The sequence below is a fragment of the Actinoplanes philippinensis genome (assembly GCF_900113015.1).
GTDB lineage: Bacteria > Actinomycetota > Actinomycetes > Mycobacteriales > Micromonosporaceae > Actinoplanes > Actinoplanes philippinensis.
The window spans coordinates 159,377-176,643 of record NZ_FONV01000007.1 but is presented as its reverse complement, the minus strand read 5'-3'; the positions used below and the strand labels follow the sequence as shown (position 1 = coordinate 176,643).

General features: G+C 74.2%; 17 protein-coding genes. 10 read left to right on the top strand and 7 right to left on the bottom strand.

The genetic code is table 11. The annotated features are described in order from the left end of the window. Window positions 1–30: 30 nt before the first annotated feature. Together BM290_RS19530 and BM290_RS19525 are read right to left on the bottom strand one after the other, a co-directional pair. Window positions 31–468, bottom strand: a complete 438-nt coding sequence (locus BM290_RS19530; protein WP_093616060.1) for a nitroreductase family deazaflavin-dependent oxidoreductase — start codon at window positions 466–468, stop codon at window positions 31–33. Between the two features lie 103 nt (window positions 469–571). Next, entirely contained in the window at window positions 572–1,978 is a 1,407-nt protein-coding gene (locus BM290_RS19525) for an aldehyde dehydrogenase family protein (protein WP_093616058.1), read from the bottom strand. A 150-nt stretch (window positions 1,979–2,128) separates the two neighbouring features. Between BM290_RS19525 and BM290_RS19520 the strand changes: the two genes are divergently transcribed. From BM290_RS19520 to BM290_RS19470, 10 genes are read left to right on the top strand one after another with little or no spacing between them, the layout of a single operon-like run. Then, entirely contained in the window at window positions 2,129–3,763 is a 1,635-nt protein-coding gene (locus tag BM290_RS19520) for a carbamoyltransferase family protein (RefSeq protein WP_093616056.1), read from the top strand. Further along, the gene (locus BM290_RS19515) at window positions 3,760–4,968 is read left to right on the top strand and encodes a glycosyltransferase family 2 protein (protein ID WP_093616054.1); all 1,209 of its coding nucleotides are present in this window, start codon (window positions 3,760–3,762) and stop codon (window positions 4,966–4,968) included. The genes BM290_RS19520 and BM290_RS19515 overlap by 4 nt, the downstream gene beginning before the upstream one ends. Continuing rightward, the gene (locus tag BM290_RS19510) at window positions 4,965–6,776 is read left to right on the top strand and encodes an HAD-IIIA family hydrolase (RefSeq protein ID WP_239143596.1); all 1,812 of its coding nucleotides are present in this window, start codon (window positions 4,965–4,967) and stop codon (window positions 6,774–6,776) included. The genes BM290_RS19515 and BM290_RS19510 overlap by 4 nt, the downstream gene beginning before the upstream one ends. Beyond that, window positions 6,773–7,684 (top strand): glycosyltransferase, encoded by a 912-nt coding sequence (locus BM290_RS19500; RefSeq protein ID WP_093616052.1) that lies wholly within the window; start codon window positions 6,773–6,775, stop codon window positions 7,682–7,684. The genes BM290_RS19510 and BM290_RS19500 overlap by 4 nt, the downstream gene beginning before the upstream one ends. Beyond that, complete coding sequence (locus BM290_RS19495; RefSeq protein WP_093616050.1) at window positions 7,669–8,871, top strand: glycosyltransferase; 1,203 nt, start codon at window positions 7,669–7,671, stop codon at window positions 8,869–8,871. Before BM290_RS19500 ends, BM290_RS19495 begins: the two co-directional genes overlap by 16 nt. After that, window positions 8,868–9,548, top strand: coding sequence for a D-sedoheptulose-7-phosphate isomerase (locus tag BM290_RS19490; RefSeq protein WP_093616048.1), 681 nt, complete (start codon window positions 8,868–8,870; stop codon window positions 9,546–9,548). The genes BM290_RS19495 and BM290_RS19490 overlap by 4 nt, the downstream gene beginning before the upstream one ends. After that, entirely contained in the window at window positions 9,545–10,930 is a 1,386-nt protein-coding gene (locus BM290_RS19485) for a PfkB family carbohydrate kinase (RefSeq protein ID WP_093616046.1), read from the top strand. Before BM290_RS19490 ends, BM290_RS19485 begins: the two co-directional genes overlap by 4 nt. Window positions 10,931–10,933: 3 nt before the next feature. After that, window positions 10,934–11,614 carry an SDR family oxidoreductase gene (locus BM290_RS19480; RefSeq protein ID WP_093616044.1) on the top strand — a complete coding sequence of 227 codons (681 nt, stop codon included), beginning with the start codon at window positions 10,934–10,936 and terminating at the stop codon, window positions 11,612–11,614. Then, window positions 11,611–12,561 (top strand): glycosyltransferase family 9 protein, encoded by a 951-nt coding sequence (locus BM290_RS19475; protein WP_093616042.1) that lies wholly within the window; start codon window positions 11,611–11,613, stop codon window positions 12,559–12,561. The genes BM290_RS19480 and BM290_RS19475 overlap by 4 nt, the downstream gene beginning before the upstream one ends. Next, window positions 12,542–13,534 carry a DNA topoisomerase IB gene (locus tag BM290_RS19470; RefSeq protein ID WP_093616040.1) on the top strand — a complete coding sequence of 331 codons (993 nt, stop codon included), beginning with the start codon at window positions 12,542–12,544 and terminating at the stop codon, window positions 13,532–13,534. Before BM290_RS19475 ends, BM290_RS19470 begins: the two co-directional genes overlap by 20 nt. 167 nt (window positions 13,535–13,701) lie before the next feature. Here BM290_RS19470 and BM290_RS19465 read toward each other — a convergent pair whose 3' ends face one another. From BM290_RS19465 to BM290_RS19445, 5 genes are read right to left on the bottom strand one after another with little or no spacing between them, the layout of a single operon-like run. After that, on the bottom strand, window positions 13,702–14,628 hold the full coding sequence (locus BM290_RS19465; RefSeq protein WP_093616038.1) for a hypothetical protein: 927 nt from the start codon (window positions 14,626–14,628) through the stop codon (window positions 13,702–13,704). Between the two features lie 22 nt (window positions 14,629–14,650). Then, window positions 14,651–15,274 (bottom strand): maleylpyruvate isomerase family mycothiol-dependent enzyme, encoded by a 624-nt coding sequence (locus BM290_RS19460; protein WP_093616036.1) that lies wholly within the window; start codon window positions 15,272–15,274, stop codon window positions 14,651–14,653. Then, complete coding sequence (locus BM290_RS19455) at window positions 15,271–15,717, bottom strand: MarR family winged helix-turn-helix transcriptional regulator (protein WP_093616034.1); 447 nt, start codon at window positions 15,715–15,717, stop codon at window positions 15,271–15,273. The genes BM290_RS19460 and BM290_RS19455 overlap by 4 nt, the downstream gene beginning before the upstream one ends. Window positions 15,718–15,736: 19 nt before the next feature. Further along, the gene (locus tag BM290_RS19450; protein WP_093616032.1) at window positions 15,737–16,423 is read right to left on the bottom strand and encodes a hypothetical protein; all 687 of its coding nucleotides are present in this window, start codon (window positions 16,421–16,423) and stop codon (window positions 15,737–15,739) included. Further along, window positions 16,350–17,174, bottom strand: coding sequence for a class I SAM-dependent methyltransferase (locus tag BM290_RS19445; RefSeq protein ID WP_093616030.1), 825 nt, complete (start codon window positions 17,172–17,174; stop codon window positions 16,350–16,352). The genes BM290_RS19450 and BM290_RS19445 overlap by 74 nt, the downstream gene beginning before the upstream one ends. Window positions 17,175–17,267: the final 93 nt, after the last annotated feature.

The following is a 17,267-nucleotide window of genomic DNA, read 5'->3' as shown; positions in this document are numbered from 1 at the left end:
TCGGCGTACCGGGTCCGCCACCCGTGGGCGTCAGCGGGTGACGAGGCGGAAGACCGGGAAGCCGGGGGCGGCCGCGGCGATGTCGGCCTCGGGGGAGTCGGCCTTGAGGCCATCGAAGAACGCGCCCGTCTCCCACGCCCATTTGCGCAGGTAGAGGCGGATCAGCTCGGGCTTGTCGGCATCCGCGACCTCGACCGGGGTGAAGGTCTCGGCGCGGCGGCCGAGGCGCAGCTCGCCCTCGCCGGCGGCGCGCAGGTTGCGGACCCACTGGGTGTGGCCGCGCGGGGAGAGCAGGTAGCGCTCGCCCTCGAAGTCGAACAGGTTGACCACCGTGGTCCGGATCTCGCCGGACTTGCGGCCGCGGATCGCGACGACCCGGCTGCCCATCAGGCTGACGCCGTGGGCGGTGAGCCACTTGGCGAACTGGTTGAAGAGGTTCGCGGCACGTTTCGGGGCCAGGTATCGCATGATCGCTCCTCGGATGTGCGAGAGCACTGCTCTCTGTTGAGGCCAGTGAACCGCAGTGCGGTGTTCACTGTCAAGAGCAGTGCTCTCTAAATGGAGCGAATGTCTACCAGCCGGAGGGCGGCGCCTCCAGGTGCACGACGGTGGTGACGGTCAGCTCGTCGAGCAGCTCCGGGCCGTACCCGAACCCCTGGCCGCTGGCCCGCCGCGGGTGGGCCGCGCCGCCGGGTGCCCCGCCGAACACCGCATTGACCTTGATCGTCCCCGCCGGCAGCTCCCGCCAGGCGCGCTGCGCGTTGCTCATCGACCCGGTCAGGACCGAGGCGGCCAGCCCGTACGGCGAATCGGCCGCACGGCTCAGCGCCTCCTCGAAGGACCGCACCGTGGCCACCGGCGCGACCGGCCCGAACGTCTCCTCCCGCATCACCGCCATGGCGTCGGTGCAGCCGGACAGCACGGTCGCCGGGTAGTACGCGCCCGCCCCCGACGGCACCGTCCCGCCGCAGACCACCGTGGCCCCGTCCCGTACCGCCTCGCGCACCTGGGCGTGCACCGTCTCCCGCAGCCGCCGGTCGACGAGCGGCCCGATCTGCTTGCCCCAGGTCTCCGCCTCCGCGGCCAGCGCCTCGGTGAACGCGCCGGCGATCGACTCGTGGACGTAGATCCGTTCGACGGCCACGCAGATCTGCCCCGAGTTGGCGAACGCCCCGAGCGCCGCCTGCCCCGCCGCCCACACCGGGTCCACGCCGACGTCGACGATCAGCGGATCGCTGCCGCCGTTCTCCAGCAGCGCCTTCGCCCCGGTCCGCGCGCAGGCCGCCGCGATCGCCCGCCCGGTCGCCGTCGAGCCGACGTGGGCGACCACGTCCACCTCGGACGACGCCAGCGCCGCCCCGGCCGGGCCGTCGCCCTGGATCACGTTGAGCACACCTTCGGGCAGGTGCGGGGCGATCAGCTCGGCGAGCCGCCGGCCGGTCGCCGGGGTGCGCTCGCTCGGTTTGTGGACGACCGTGTTGCCGGTGACCAGCGCCGCCCCGAGCAGGCCGCAGGAGACCGCGACCGGATCGTTCCACGGGGTGATCACCGCGACGACGCCGCGCGGCCGGTACGCCATCAGGTCGATCGCCTCGTCGTTCCCGGCCAGCGTGCGCCCGCGATGGGTGGGTCCGAGTTCGGCGTACTGGCGCAGCGTCCCGACTCCGGCGCCGATCGAGTCGCGTGCCCCGTCGACGGGTTTGCCCATCTCGGCGGCCATGATCTCGGCGAGCTCCCCGGCGGCCGCCTCGATCGTGGTGGCGGCGGCGTGCAGGGCGGCGGCGCGGGCGGCCGGGGCGGTGCGGGCCCACCCGGGGGCGGCCCGGCGGGCGGCGTCGACCGCGGCGGCCACGTCCTGCTCGGAGGCGACCGGAACCCGGGTGACCGGGCTGTCGTCGCGGGGGTCGATAACGGTCAGAATGCGCCCGGAGGCGCCGGTGGCCCACCGTCCGTCGATGAGCTGAGCGGCCTCGTACATGGGCTCAGCCTTCCCGCATTGCATCGTATAAAACCTTTCCCTGCGGCAAATATTCTCAGGAAAAGACCAGCTCAGTGCCAATGTCACGAGAAAGGGGAGAAGTCGATGATCATGTGAGTAAGTGAAAAATTGCGGGGTATCCGGCCCGCCATGCGTGTTCTCGGGATCAACGCGATCTTCCATGATCCATCGGCGGCCGTGATCGTCGACGGTCGTGTGCTCGCCGCCGCGGAGGAGGAACGGTTCAGCCGCCGCAAACACGGCAAACGGCCGGTGCCGTTCTCCGCCTGGGAGCTTCCGGAACTGGCCGCGGCCTGGTGCCTGCAGGAGGCCGGACTGCGCCCGGGCGACCTGGACGCGGTCGCCTACTCGTTCGACCCGGCGCTCTGCCGCGACCAGGCCGACCTGAGCCTCGGCGACCCGTGGGACCACCTGCGCGCCGACTACGCCCGGCGGGCCCCGCAGTTCCTGGCCACCGCGCTGCCCGGCCTCGACCCCGGCCAGGTCCGGTTCGTGCCGCACCACGTGGCGCACGCCGCGTCGGCCGGGCTCAGCGTGCCGGAGGACAGCGCGGTCCTGGTCCTCGACGGGCGCGGCGAGTCGGCCAGCCACCTCGCCGGGGCCTACCGGGGCGGCAAGCTGGAGACGTTCCGCTGCCAGGAGCTGCCGCACTCGCTCGGCCTGCTCTACGAGGACCTGACCCGGCACCTGGGGTTCCTGCACTCCAGCGACGAGTACAAGGTGATGGCGCTGGCCTCCTACGGGCAGCCCCGGTTCCTCGGCCTGCTGCGCGAGCTGGTCCGGGCCGACGGGCAGGGCGGGTTCACCGTGGACCGGATCGACTGGGCCGCCCTCGCCGAGGCCCGCACCGCCGACGGCGAGATGACCGAAGCGCACGCCGACCTGGCGTCCAGCGTGCAGGCTCGCCTCGAGGAGGTGCTGCTCGACCTGGCCCGGTGGACGTACGACGCCTCCGGCGGCCTGCCCACGCTGACCATGGCCGGCGGCACCGCCCTGAACTGTGTCGCCAACGCGCGGATCGCCGCCGAAGGCCCGTTCGACCGGGTGTGGGTGCAGCCGGCCGCCGGTGACGCGGGCACCGCCCTCGGCGCGGCGCTCGCCCTCGGCGCCGAGCACGTCCCGTTCACCACGGCGGCCCTCGGGCGCGGGTGGAGCGACGACGAGCTCGAAGCCGAACTGCGCCGGGCCGCCGTCCCGTACACCCGGCCCGCGTCGATCGCCGCCGAAGCCGCCGCCGTGCTGGCCCGCAACGGGATCGTCGCCTGGTACCAGGGCCGTAGCGAGTACGGCCCGCGCGCCCTCGGCCACCGGTCGCTGCTCGCGCACCCCGGCGACCGCGACACCCAGACCCGGATGAACGACGTGAAGGGCCGCGAGCAGTTCCGCCCGATCGCGCCGATGGTCCGCGCCGAACGGTTCCACGACATCTTCGACGGCGTCTACCCGAGCCCGTACATGCTGTTCGTGCACCGGGTCAGGGACGAGTGGCGCGACCGGATCCCGGCGGTCACCCACGTCGACGGCACCGCCCGGGTACAGACCGTCCACACCGACACCGAGCCGCTGGTGGCCGCGATGCTCGCCGAGTTCGAGCGGCTCACCGGGCTGCCGGTGGTGGTGAACACGTCCCTCAACACGGCCGGCCGGCCGATGGTCGACACCCCGCGCGAGGCCCTGGAACTGTTCGGGTCGGCGCCGGTCGACCTGCTCGCGATCGGCCCGTTCGCCGTGCACCGCGCCCAGGTCTACGGCGGCACACGGTGAACACCGTCAGCGTCGTCGTGCCCACCCTCGGCCGGCCGAGTCTCGCCGCCCTGCTGCGGGCGCTCGGGCCCCTCCCGGCCGGGATGGAACTGATCATCGTGGACGATCGGCCGGAGGTCCGTACCCCCCTCGATCTGCCGTCCGGAAGCCCCGCCCGCGTGGTCGCCGGCCGCCGGGCCGGACCCGCCGCCGCCCGCAACACCGGCTGGCGTGCCGCCCGTCACGAGTGGGTGGCGTTCCTCGACGACGACGTCGTCCCCGAGCCCGGCTGGGCCTGGCGCCTGCTCGGCGATCTGCGCGAGGCCGGGCCCGAGGTCGGCGGGGTGCAGGGCCGGATCAGGGTGCCGCGGCCCGAGGGCCGCCGGCCCACCGACTGGGAACGGGTCACCGCGGGACTCGCCGACGGCGAATGGATCACCGCCGACATGGCCTACCGGCGGGCGGCCCTCACCCGCACCGGCGGCTTCGACGAACGCCTGCCGCGGGCCTTCCGCGAGGACGCCGAACTGGCTCACCGTGTCCGGCGCGCCGGCTGGCAGCTGCGGGCCGGTCAAAGATCAACCACTCATCCGGTACGGCCGGAAGCGCGCTGGATCAGCCTGAGGCTCCAGCGGGGCAACGCCGACGACGCCCTGCTGCGCCGGATCTACGGCCCGTCGTGGCGTACCACCCTCGGCATCCCGCCGGGCCGCCGTCACCGCCACGCGCTGATCACCGCCTGTCTGGCCGCGGCCGCCGCCTGCGCCGCCGCCGGCCTCGTCACCGGCCGTCGCCGGTGGACCGTGGCCGCGGCCGCCGCCACCGCGGGCTGGGCCGCCGGAACCGCCGAGTTCGCCGCGGCCCGCATCCTCCCCGGTCCCCGCGACCGCCGGGAGGTGACCACCATGATCCTGACCAGCGCCGCCATCCCGCCGGTGGCGATCACCCACTGGGTGCGCGGCTGGTTGCGCTGGCGTGGCGCCCGGCCGCTGCCACCAGGGGCTACGCCCGCCCTCACCCGCATCACCGCTCCCACCTCGGCGGTGGCGTTGCCGCCAGGGGGGACGGCCGGCCCCACCGGTATCACCGCTCCCGCCTCGGCGGTGGCGTTGCCGCCAGGGGCGACGCCCGGTCCCACCGGTATCACCGCTCCCCCCTCGGCCGTGACGCTGCCGGACGCCCAAGGCAGCGAGCGCGTCGGGAACAGTGCCGGGGCCCGCCGGTGACCGGGACGCTCTTCGACGCGGTGCTCCTCGATCGGGACGGCACTCTCGTGGTGGACGTGCCGTACAACGGCGATCCCGCGCTGGTGCGGCCGATGCCCGGAGCCCGGGAGGCCCTGGACCGGCTGCGGGCCGCCGGGCTGCGGCTCGGCGTGGTCACGAACCAGTCGGGGCTGGCGCGGGGGCGGTTCACCGCCGGGCAGATGGCGGCCGTCAACCGGCGGGTCGAGGAGCTGCTCGGGCCGTTCGACGACTGGCAGATCTGCCCGCACGACGACACGGCCGGGTGCGGGTGCCGTAAGCCCGCGCCCGGGATGGTCATCGCCGCGGCGGACGCGCTGGGGGTCGCGCCCGGCCGGTGTGCCGTCGTCGGCGACATCGGACGGGACATGGAAGCCGCGCTGGCCGCCGGGGCCACCGGCATCCTGGTCCCGACCGGCGTCACGCTGCCCGCCGAGGTCGCCGCCGCCCCGCATCGCGCCGCCGGCCTCACCGCCGCCGCCGATCTCATTCTGCAACGTCAGGAGCTGCTGAAACCCGCATCCCGGCCGGGACGGCCCGGCGGGGTCCTGGCGGTGCGTTCCGACTCGGCGGGGGACGTCCTGGTCACCGGGCCGGCGATCCGCGCGCTGGCCTCCGGCGCCGGCCGGGTCGTGCTGCTCTGCGGCCCGCGTGGACGGGCCGCGGCCGAGCTGCTGCCCGGCGTCGACGAGATCATCGAATGGCGGCTGCCGTGGATCGACCCTGAACCGGGGCCGGTCGACCCGGACGACATGCGCGCGCTCACCGACCGGCTGCGGCGGGCGGGCGTGGACGAGGCGGTGATCTTCACGTCGTTCCACCAGTCGGCGCTGCCACTGGCGCTGCTGCTGCGCCTGGCCGGGATCGGGCGGATCACCGCGATCAGCGACGACTACCCGGGCTCGCTGCTGGACGTGCGTCACCGCGTACCGCTGGAACTGCCCGAAGCGGAACGTGCCCGCAGCGTCGCGGCAGCGGCGGGGTTCGCTCTTCCCGCGTCCGACGACGGGCGGTTGCGGGTGACCGTGCCGCCCCGGCCGGCCGGCGACTACCTGGTCGTTCACCCCGGCGCCAGCTGCGAGGCACGGGCCTGCCCGCCGGAGAGCCTGCGCCGCATCGTCGCCGCGCTGGCCGGCGCCGGGCACCGCATCGTGGTGACCGGTGGCCCGGGGGAGCGTCACCTGGCCGCGTATGTCGCAGGCGCCGGCCGTCCTGCCGTTGCTGCCCGCCTCACCGGTGTTGATCCTGTTGATCATCGTGCCGGTGTTGATTCTGTTGACGGCGTTGATCCTGTTGATTCTGTTGACGGCGTTGATTCTGTTGATCGTGTTGCCGGTGTTGATCAGGTTGATCGTGTTGATGCTGTTGATCCCGCGTTCGCTGTCGACCGCGTTGCCGATGTTGACCGCCTCGCGGATGCTGACCGCCTTGCCGTCGGCTCGGTCGACATCGCGGGGCCGATGTCGTTCGCCGAGCTCGGCGCGCTGATCGCCGGCGCGCGCTGCCTGATCGTCGCCAACACCGGCCCGGCGCACCTGGCCGCCGCCGTCGGCACCCCGGTGATCAGCCTGTACGCCCCCACCGTCCCCTACGGACGCTGGGGTCCCTACCGCGTCCCGGCCGTGCGCCTCGGCGACGCGGCCGCGGCCTGCCGTGACACCCGGGCCACCCGCTGCCCGGTCCCCGGTCACCCCTGCCTGTCCGGCGTCACACCGGACGACGTCCTCACCGCGGTGCGCCGGCTCGGCGTCACCGCCCCGCAACCGAACCACGACGAGGTGGCCGCGTGAACATCCTGCTCTGGCACGTGCACGGGTCCTGGACGACATCGTTCGTCCAGGGCAAACACCGCTACCTGGTGCCGGTCAACCCGGCCCGCGACGAGTGGGGCCGCGGCCGGGCCCGTACGTTCGACTGGCCCGACTCGGTGGAGGAGCTGCCGCACGACCAGATCCGCGACATCGACGTGGCGATCGCCCAGCGGCCCGAGGAGCTCGACCTGATCCCGCCGCACGTGCCGGTGATCTACGTGGAGCACAACACCCCGAAGGGCGACGTGCCGAACACCCGGCATCCGCTCGCCGACCGCGACGACGTGCTGATCGCCCACGTCACCCACTTCAACGAGCTTTTCTGGGACTGCGGCGGCACCCGTACGACGGTGATCGAGCACGGCATCGTCGAGCCCGCGGCACGCTGGACCGGCGCCCTGGAACGACTGGCGGTCGTCACCAACGAGCCGGTCCGGCGGGGCCGCGTGACCGGAACCGATCTGTTCGGCCGCTTCCCGGCGGTGGACGTCTTCGGGATGGGGGTCGCCGGCCTCGACGGCTGTGCCGTGCACGAGGACCTGCCGCAGCGCGCGATGCACGAGGCCGTCGCCCAGCGCCGCGCCTACCTGCACCTGTGCCGCTGGACGTCGCTGGGGCTGAGCCTGATCGAGGCCATGCAGATGGGCATGCCGGTGCTCGCCCTGGCCACCACCGAGGCGGTCGTCGCCGTGCCGCCGGACGCCGGGGTCCTGTCCACCCGCGTCGACGACCTGGTCGAGGCCGCCCACTGGCTCCTCGACGAACCGGAGGAGGCGGCCCGGCTCGGCGCCCGGGCCCGTCAGGTGGCGCTGGCCCGGTACGGCCTCGACCGGTTCCTCGCCGACTGGGACCGACTGCTGGAGGAGCAGACATGCGCATCGCGATGATCTCGGAACACGCCAGTCCGCTCGCGGCGCTCGGCGGCGTCGACGCGGGCGGGCAGAACGCGCACGTCGCCGAGCTGGCCGCCGCCCTCGCCGGGCACGGCCACCAGGTACGCGTCTACACCCGGCGGGACAGCCCCGGCCTGCCCGAGGTGGCGCCGATGCTCGACGGCGTGGACGTGGCGCACGTGCCCGCCGGTCCGGCGACCGGGCTGCCCAAGGACGAGCTGCTGCCGTACATGGGGGAGTTCGCCGAGTGGACCGCCGCCGACTGGCGCGACGAGTGGAAACCCGACGTGGTGCACGCCCACTTCTGGATGAGCGGGCTCGCCGCCCTGGACGCCGGCCGGGCCTGTCACGTCCCGGTCGTGCAGACGTTCCACGCGCTCGGCTCGGTGAAGCGCCGCTACCAGGGGGCCGCCGACACCAGCCCGGCCCGGCGGATCGGCCTGGAACGGCACATCGGCCGGACCGCCGACCGGATCGTCGTGCAGTGCCGCGACGAGATCGGCGAGCTGCTGCGCCTCGGCGTGCCCCGTTCGCGGATGTCGCTGGTGCCGTCGGGGGTGAACACCGAGCGGTTCAGCGACCGGGGCCCGGCCGTTCCGCGCCGGCCCGGCCTGGCCCGGATCCTCACCGTGGCCCGGCTCGTCGAGCGCAAGGGCATCGAGGACACCGTCCGGGCGATGCGCGGGGTGCCCGGCGCCGAACTGGTCGTGGTGGGCGGCCCGCCGGCGGGCGAGCTGCGCGCCGACCCGTACGCCCGCCGGCTGCAGGCCCTGGCCCGGCACTGCGGGGTCGCCGACCGGGTCACGCTGGTGGGCGCCGTTCCCGCCCACGAGATGCCGGCCTGGTACCGGTCCGCCGACGTGCTCGCCGCGACACCCTGGTACGAGCCGTTCGGCCTGACCCCGCTGGAGGCCATGGCGTGCGGGGTGCCGGTCGTCGCCACCGAGGTCGGCGGCCTCACCGACACCGTCGTCGACGGGATCACCGGCGATCTCGTCCCGCCCCGCGACCCGCGGGCCCTGGCCACGGCGCTGCGGCGGCTCCTCGCCGACGACGTGCGCCGCTACGGGTACGCGGCGGCCGCCGCCGACCGGGCGGCAGCCTCCTACTCGTGGCCCCGCATCGCCGAACGCCTGGCCGCCGTCTACACGACCGTCGCCGAACTGGAGGTTGCCGCGTGAGTAGCACCAGTCCCCTCGACGCGCATCTCACCGGGCTCGTTCAGGCGCTGCTGCCGTACCGGTCGCAGGCCGGACGCCTGGCCCGCTGGGGCGCCCACCTGGCCCGGCGCCTGGCCGGCGGCGGGCGGCTGCTGGTCGCCGGCAACGGTGGCAGCGCCGCCGAGGCCCAGCATCTGGCCGCCGAGCTGGTCGGCAAGCTGCGCGACGACCGGATGCCGCTGTCGGCGATCGCGCTCACCCCGGACTCGTCGGCGGTCACCGCGATCGGCAACGACTACGGCTTCGACGAGGTGTTCGCCCGGCAGGTCCGCGCCCACGGCCGCCGCGACGACATCCTCATCGTGATGTCCACGAGTGGCCGCAGCCCGAATCTGATCACCGCGGTCCGGGCCGCCAAGGAGCTGGGCATGCGCACCTGGGCGCTGGTGGGGGAGCGGCCCAACCCGCTCGCCGACATGTGTCACGAGGCGTTGTGCTGCCCGTCACCGGACAGCCAGGTGGTCCAGGAGCTGCACCTGGTCTCGGTCCACCTGATGTGTGAGTACGTCGACCGCTACCTGCCGATGTTCACCGGCGACGGCGCTCTGCCCGCCGAACTCCCCGGCACGCCCCAGGCGGGGCGTGATCTCCCTTTCGGCCTGGACCACGACGAGTTCGAGGAGATGGTCAACGTATGAGGCTCGTCATCGTCGGCGACACCCTGCTCGACCGGGACGTGCTCGGCACGGTGACCCGGATCGCGCCGGACGCGCCCGCCCCGGTGCTCGACGAGGAGGCCGCACACGAACGGCCCGGCGGCGCCGGCCTGGCCGCCCTGCTCGCCGCCGCCCACGGGCACGACGTCGCCCTGGTCACGGCGCTGGCCGCGGACGCCGCCGGCGCCCGGCTGAGCGAGCTGCTCACGGCCGCCGGCATCGAGGTGTACGCCCTCCCGCTGCCCGGCCCGACTCCGGAGAAGATCCGGATGCGCGCGGGCGGCCAGGTGCTGCTCCGCCTGGACCGTGGTGGCGCGCCCCAGCCGCCCGGCGACGCCCCGGACGCCGTGCTGGAGCTGCTGCGCGACGCCACCGCGATCCTGGTCAGCGACTACGGCCGGGGGATGGCCCGGCATCCGGCTCTGCGCGCCGCGATCGAGGAGTCGAAGGCGCCGGTGGTGTGGGACCCGCACCCGAACGGCCCGCCCCCGGTCCCGAACGTGCGGCTGGTGACCCCGAACGAGTCCGAGGCCCGGCGGCTCTCCGGGGACGCCGGCAACGGCTCGGGCCTGTCCACCGCCCAGCGTGCCGGCCACGTCCTGCGGCAGCGCTGGCAGGCCGGCGCGGTCGTGGTCACCCGCGGCGCGGAGGGCGCGGTGCTGTGTCAGGGCGGCCCGACGCCGCTGGTGGTCCCGGTGCCGTCGGCGTCCGGCGGCGACACCTGCGGGGCCGGTGACGCGTTCGCCGCCGCCGCCGCGGTCGCGCTGGCCGGCGGGGCCCTGGTCTCGGAGGCGGTGGCGGCGGCCGTCGGCGCGGCGAGCCGCTACGTGGCCGGGTCGCCGCAGAAAGCCGGGTCGCCCGGGAACGCCGAGCCGTCCGGGACGGCCGGGGAGCGGGCCGAGCCGGAGAGGATCGGCGCCGCCGAGGCCGGCCGTCTGGCCGCCGAGGTCCACGCCCGCGGCGGCACGGTGGTCGCCACCGGCGGCTGCTTCGACCTGCTGCACACCGGCCACCTGGCCACCCTGCGCGCCGCCCGCGCGCTCGGCGACTGCCTGATCGTCTGCCTGAACAGCGACGACTCGGTCCGCCGGCTGAAGGGCGAGGGCCGCCCGCTGACCCGCCAGGAGGACCGTGGCCGTCTGCTCGCCGCCCTGGACTGCGTCGACGCGGTGGTCGTCTTCGACGAGCCCACCCCCGAGCCGGTGCTCACCTGGCTGCGCCCGGACGTGTGGGTGAAGGGCGGCGACTACGACAACCTGCCCGAGACCGAGGTCGTCCGGCGCTGGGGCGGCCAGACAGTGATCGTCCCGTACCTGGACGGCCGTTCCACCACGAAAACCATCGCCGAAGCACGCAGGAGGTAACGCATGGACGCCGTCATCGTCACCGGAGGGTCCAGTGGGCTGGGCGCCGCCGTCGTCGACGCCGTGATCAAGGCGGGCGGGCGCCCGTACGTCATCGACCGTCAGGCGCCGAAGGAGGGCGTCGACTGGATCGAGTGCGACCTCGCCGACACCCGCGCCGCCGAGCAGGCGACCCGCGACCTGATCGCCCGGGCCGGCGGCAGCGTCGACGGGGTGGTCACCGCCGCCGGCATGGACGTGCCGGGCACGCTCGAGGAGATCCCCGGCGATGTCTGGGACCGGATCGTCGCCGTCGACCTGCTCGCCACCGCCGCGGTGATCCGGGCCGCCGTCCCCGCGCTCAAGCAGACCCACGGCGGGATCGTCACCGTCTCATCGACGCTCGGCGTCAAGGCGGTGTCCGACGCGACCGCCTACTGTGCCGCCAAGTTCGGCGTCGTCGGCTTCACCCGGGCGCTCGCCGCCGAACTCGCCGGCCAGGTCAATGTCACCCTGCTGATCCCCGGCGGGATGCGCACGAAGTTCTTCGACGAGCGGGACGCGAAGTACAAGCCGGGCCCGGACGCGATCCTCAACGACCCGGCGAACGTGGCGGCCGCCGTCGTGTTCGCGCTGAGCCAGCCGGCCGGCTGCGCGGTCCGGGAGCTGGTCGTCGCGGCGGAGACGGAGAGCTCGTACCCGTGATCCTCGTCCTGCGTGCCCTCGGCGTGGGTGATCTGGCGACCGCGGTGCCCGCCCTGCGCGGGCTCCGCGCCGCCTACCCCGGCGAGACGCTGAGCCTGGCCGCCCCCGCCTGGCTCACGCCGCTGATCCGCACGATCGGGGCCGTCGACCGGATCGTCCCCGCCGCCGAGCTGGAGCCCCTCGACGCGGCGCCCGCCCGGCCCGGCCTCGCCGTCAACCTGCACGGTTCCGGCCCGGAGTCGCATCGCCGGCTGCAGGCGCTGCGTCCGGGCGCGCTGTGGGCGTTCGCGAGCCGGGCCGCCGGCCACCACGACGGCCCGGGCTGGCTCGACGACGAGCACGAGGTCCGCCGCTGGTGCCGGATGGTCCGCTACTACGGCGTGGCCTGCGACGAGTCCGACCTGGACCTGCACGTTCCGGACGCGGACGTCCCGACGGGCGTCACGATCCTCCATCCGGGCGCGAAATCCCCGGCGCGGCGCTGGCCCGCGGACCGCTTCGCGTCCGTCGCACGGCGGCTGGTCACCGCCGGCCATCAGGTCCTGGTCACCGGTTCCCCGCAAGAGCACGACCTGTGTGTACGGGTGGCCGCGCTCGCCGGTCTGACGCAAGAGGCGGTCCCGCGTACCGGCTTGACGGAACTGGCGGCCCTGGTGGCCGGCGCCCGTCTGGTGATCTGCGGCGACACCGGTATCGCCCATCTCGCCACCGCCTACCGCACCCCGTCGGTGGTCCTGTTCGGCCCGGTCTCGCCGGAGCGCTGGGGCCCGCCCGCCGGCCGTCCCCGGCACCGCGCGCTGTGGCACGGCACCCGCAGCGAACGCGGCGACCTGCCCGGCCCGGTCCACCCGGCACTGCTGGCGATCACCCCCGACGAGGTCCTGGCCGCCGCGGCCGGGGCGCTCGCCGCGAGCAAGGAGGAGCGGCATGCGGCTGCGGCGCAGTGACCTGCGCAAACCCGGCCTGTCCCGGCGCCGGGCCGGTAAGGGGTTCGCCTACCTCGACACCGACGGCGGCCCGCTGCGGGACGCCGGGGCGGTCGAGCGGATCAAGGGCCTGGTGATCCCGCCGGCGTGGAAGGACGTCTGGATCTCCCCGGATCCGCGCGGCCACATCCAGGCCGTCGGCGTCGACGCGGCCGGGCGCCGGCAGTACCTCTACCATCCGCAGTGGCGTGAGCAGCAGGACCGTGCCAAGTTCGATCACGCCCTGGAGGTCGCCGAACGGCTGCCCGAGGTCCGCGACCGGCTCAGCGCCGACCTGACCGGCCGGGGCCTGACCCGCGACCGGGTGCTGGCGGCCATCGTGCGCCTGCTCGACATGGGCATGTTCCGGGTCGGCGGCGAGGAGTCGGCGGCCCGCGAGGACGATCCCACCTACGGCCTGTCGACGCTGCGCCCGGACCATCTGCGGGGCAGTGGCGGCTGTGTGCTGCTGGAGTTCCGCGGCAAGTCCGGCGTCGAGCACGCCGCGACCGTCGGCGACGGCGAGGTCTGCGCCGTGCTCCGCGACCTGAAACGCCGCCGCCGGGGCGAGGAGCGGCTGTTCGCCTACTGGGATCCGGCCCGCCGCCGCTGGCAGGAGATCCGCGCCGACACCATCAACGAGTACCTGCGGGACATCACCGGCGAGCAGATGACCGCCAAGGACTTCCGGACCTGGCACGGCACCGTCCGCGCGGCCACCGCCCTGGCCGAGGCCGGTCCCCAGCCGACCGCCACCAAACGCAAGAAGGCCGTCGCCCACGCCATGCGCGAGGTCGCCGACCTGCTGGGCAACACCCCGACCGTGGCCCGCAACTCCTACGTCGACCCGCGGGTGGTGCAGGCCTACACCGAGGGCGAGGTCATCGACGTGGACCCGGACGACCCCCCGGCCGAGGTCGAGGAACAGGTCCGCGACCTGCTCACCGACGGCTGAGCGTCGCATCCGGCCGGTCGTCAGGGGCTGTCCCGGGCTTTCCTGAACAGCCCTGACGCCGGCCGGATTCGTCGACCGCGGGAGTGCGGTGCGGCTCGTCGGCCGGCGCCGGTGGCTGGGAGCGAGTCGTGGCGGATGCGCGAGCTCGGGATCCCGGCCCGTGGGCCCTACCAGTCCATCCACCCGTCCAGCGAAGGTTTGCGCAGGTAGGGCGGCTCGTCGAAGTCGATGGCGGTGAGCCACGGCTCCTCGGCGAATGGCCGGTGACCGAGCGTCCCGGTCAGCTCCCGGACGACCAGCGGCATGTGCGCGGCCCCGAACACCACAGCCACCTCGATGTCCTCGACGGCGAACGCCTCGTCGATCTCCCGGATCACGCCGAGCAGCAGCCGGTCCCGCTCGGTCAGCCCGTCCGGGCCGAGCACCTCGCCGGGCATCGGCGCGAACTCGGTCGTGTCGTCGACGTCCAGGCCCTGGCCGGCCAGCCAGTCGTCGCGGCCGGAGAGGGCCATCCGCAGCGCCAGCCCCGGCGTCGACACGATCACGTCGGCCCAGCCCAGGTCCGGCATCCGGCGGTCGTCCTCCGGCGGCGGGGCGGTGTGCGCGTCCGGGAAGATGACCGGCACCCCGAGCGCGCCGTAGTCGATGTCCTGGTGCACCAGCTCACGACTGGCCCGCTGCCGGGTGAGGCGCATCGCCGTGGCGTACGCGTACCCGGTGGAGCTGGGCCCGTCGTACTGCTCGGCGACGACCGCCTGACAGGACCGCAGCCGCTGCCAGATCGCCCAGTAGTAGTCGGGGTGACCCATGTGGATCGTGGGGATGACCACCCACCGCAGCCCGCCGGCCGGCCGCCGGAACACCCGCACCGAAGTCCGGAAGCCGGCGTCGCTCCACTCGGTCAGCCGCATGCCGGCCAGCGTAGAGACCGGCCGCCAGCGCAGCTCCGCTCCGTCGGGCATCGCGGTGGCGCCGCCGCCGAACGGGGTGAGCCGTCGGCGGGCCGGCGCCGGCAGCCGGGAAGCAGCCGCATTCACCTGCGCGGTCGCCCAGCTCTGCAGATGGGTGCGCGGCACGATCGCGCCGAGGCCCATCCCGGACGTGGGACGGCGGGCCTCAGCTCAGGCGTTCGACGCCGGGTCCGGTCAGGTCCGGCAGGGCCGCCCGCCGGCCGGTGATCGCCATTCCCAGGGCCTCGGCCGGCCCGCTGACCAGCGCGCCCTCGCCCGCCGCCCAGTCGGTGTCGGTGGCGGCCAGGCGTAGCCCCGCCAGACGGCCCGGCGGTGTGAGCCCCGGCGCCGCCGACGGTGACGTCAGATGGTCGAGCAGGAGCCGCCAGTGCTCGACCGGCACGTCGGCGTCGAGGCCGAGCGGCCGGGCGATGTCCCGCAGGTGCACGCACGTCTCGGCGAACGGCCCCATCGGCCCGACCCGGGGCGGGTTCACCCGGTCGGCGGCGTGTGCCCGGAGCAGGGCGGTCAGCTCGCCCCGCGACCGGCGGGCGAGACGGCGGGTGAAGTGGTCGACGGTTCGTGCCGTGTCGCCGCGGTAGCGGAACGACGTGACGAAGAACCGTCCGAATCCGATCAGCATCGGCTGGACGAAGTGGGCGGCCAGGTGGTGCACCGTCCAGCCGTCGCAGAGGGTCGGCGCGGCCCAGGCCGTGTCGTCGAGCCCGTCCAGCAGGTCGGCGATCATCAGCCGGTTCGCGGTGGTCAGGCGGTAGATGGCGGCGGTCACGACCGGACCTCGGCGCGGACGTCACGGCTCAGGGCGGCGAGCACCCGCAACGCGGTCGCGATCTCCTCGGGTGTGCAGTCGGCGGCCATCCGGTCGAGACGGGACAACTCGCCGGCCCGGATCCGGGCGAACAGCTGCGCGCCGGCCGGGGTGGTGGCGATCAGCACCGAGCGCCGGTGGGCCGGGTTGGCGTGTGACGCGGTCCAGCCCCGCTCGGTCAGGTCGTTGACGTGCCGCTGGATGCCCTGACGGGCGAGGTCGAGGCGGTCGGCGAGATCGGGGACGGTCATCGGGCCGTGCTCGGCCAGCACCTCCAGCACGGCCCGCATGCCGACGGTCAGCCCGTCGGCGCGCAGGGACGCCTCGACCACCCGCGCCGAGTTGAGCACGAGGGGGCGGACGTGTCGCAGGATCTCGTAGACGGTCGCGCCGCGCTCAGACATGACAACAATGATGTCATATTCAGTCGATCCGATACCACCACGTGCTCAGCTCGTCGTCCATCTGGTCCAGGGCGTCGTCGTCGGGACGGAGGTCGTACCAGAGTTTCGCCTGGTGGGCGCCGGTCCGCCGGACCACCGCCCGAAGCTCTTGAACTCCCGGCGTCGCGGCGAGCTCCTCCGCGGACAGCGGGCAGCCACCGACCAGCGCCTCATGCCCGAGCGCCCACCAGAGGGCGATCAGCTCCACGTCGCCGTCGCGCTCGGCGGCCTCGGCCACCGCGACCACGACGTCGAGCAGCCGCACTGCCCGCGGCGGCACCGCGTCCGGCCCGGCCATCCGCCGCCACAGCGCGCTGCCCGCCTCGCAGTACAGCCACGGCGGATCGACGTAGCCGTCCTCCAACTCCCCGGCGAACTCCACCTCATCCTCGCCGAACTCCCGCAGCGTCGTGAACTCGCCGATCCCGTCGAAGTACGCTCGCCGCCGCGCGTAGTCCGGATGCTCGCTCACCGGGAACCGCAGCGTGTGGCCGCGCCGCAGCAGGATGTCCAGCACCCGGTGCTGCGTCAGCGAGCAGTCGTAGCCGTCCTGGAACGCGAACAGCGCGACGATCCAGTCCCGTACCCGCTGGTCATCCGCCGGGAAGTGCCGGTCGAGAACCTCCACCGCGCCCTGCACCATGTCCTCGATCGCATGCATCGACATGGCGATCACCGTACGTGGCCTCGATCAGCGTCCGCGTCGAATGTGCCACGAACGAGCCGTGCTCGCGGATGTGCGCGTCAAGCCGGCGCAGCGGCTCCCGGTACCGGTCCACCTCGAAATCCGGGACCCACCACACGCACTTGCGTAGGATCCAGACGACCGCGCCGACGTCGAAGAACTCCATCCGGCAGCGGGCCGTCCGCAGATCCACCACGTCCAGGCCCGCCGCCCGCGCCTCGGCCGCCTCCCGCTCCGGATCGCGGCCGGCCCGCGACCACGGACCGAGAAACCACTCGATCAGCTCGTACGCCGACCCCGGCCCGACATGCTGTGCCAGGTAGACGCCGCCCGGCGCCAGCACGCGGGCGATCTCCGCGAAATCCGGCCGCACCGGATGCCGACTGCTGACCAGGTCGAACGACGCGTCCGCGAACGGCAGCCGCGCTCCCGGACCGGTGTCCACGACCGCCACGCCGCGGGGCCCGAGAAGCCGCCGCGCCCGGTCCGCGTTCGGCGCCCAGCCCTCGGTCACCACCATCCGCGGCGGCAGCGACGGCATCCCGGCGATGACCTCACCGCCTCCGGTGTCCAGGTCCAGCGCCGACCGTGCCGTCGCCAGGCGGTCCGCGAGCAGCCGCGCATAACCCCATGGTGGCCGCTCCTCGGTGGCCCGCCCGTCCAGCCAGCCGAAACCCCACCCGCCGACGTCCGCTTCCGAACCTTCGATCAAAAGCTCCGCAAAGGTACGCACAACCGGCTCCCGTTCCTGTCTCGCAGACCGTCCCGCGTCACCTCGGGGTGGCATCCGTGCCGTCCCGACCCCGCATCCTCGCCGTCGGCCGGT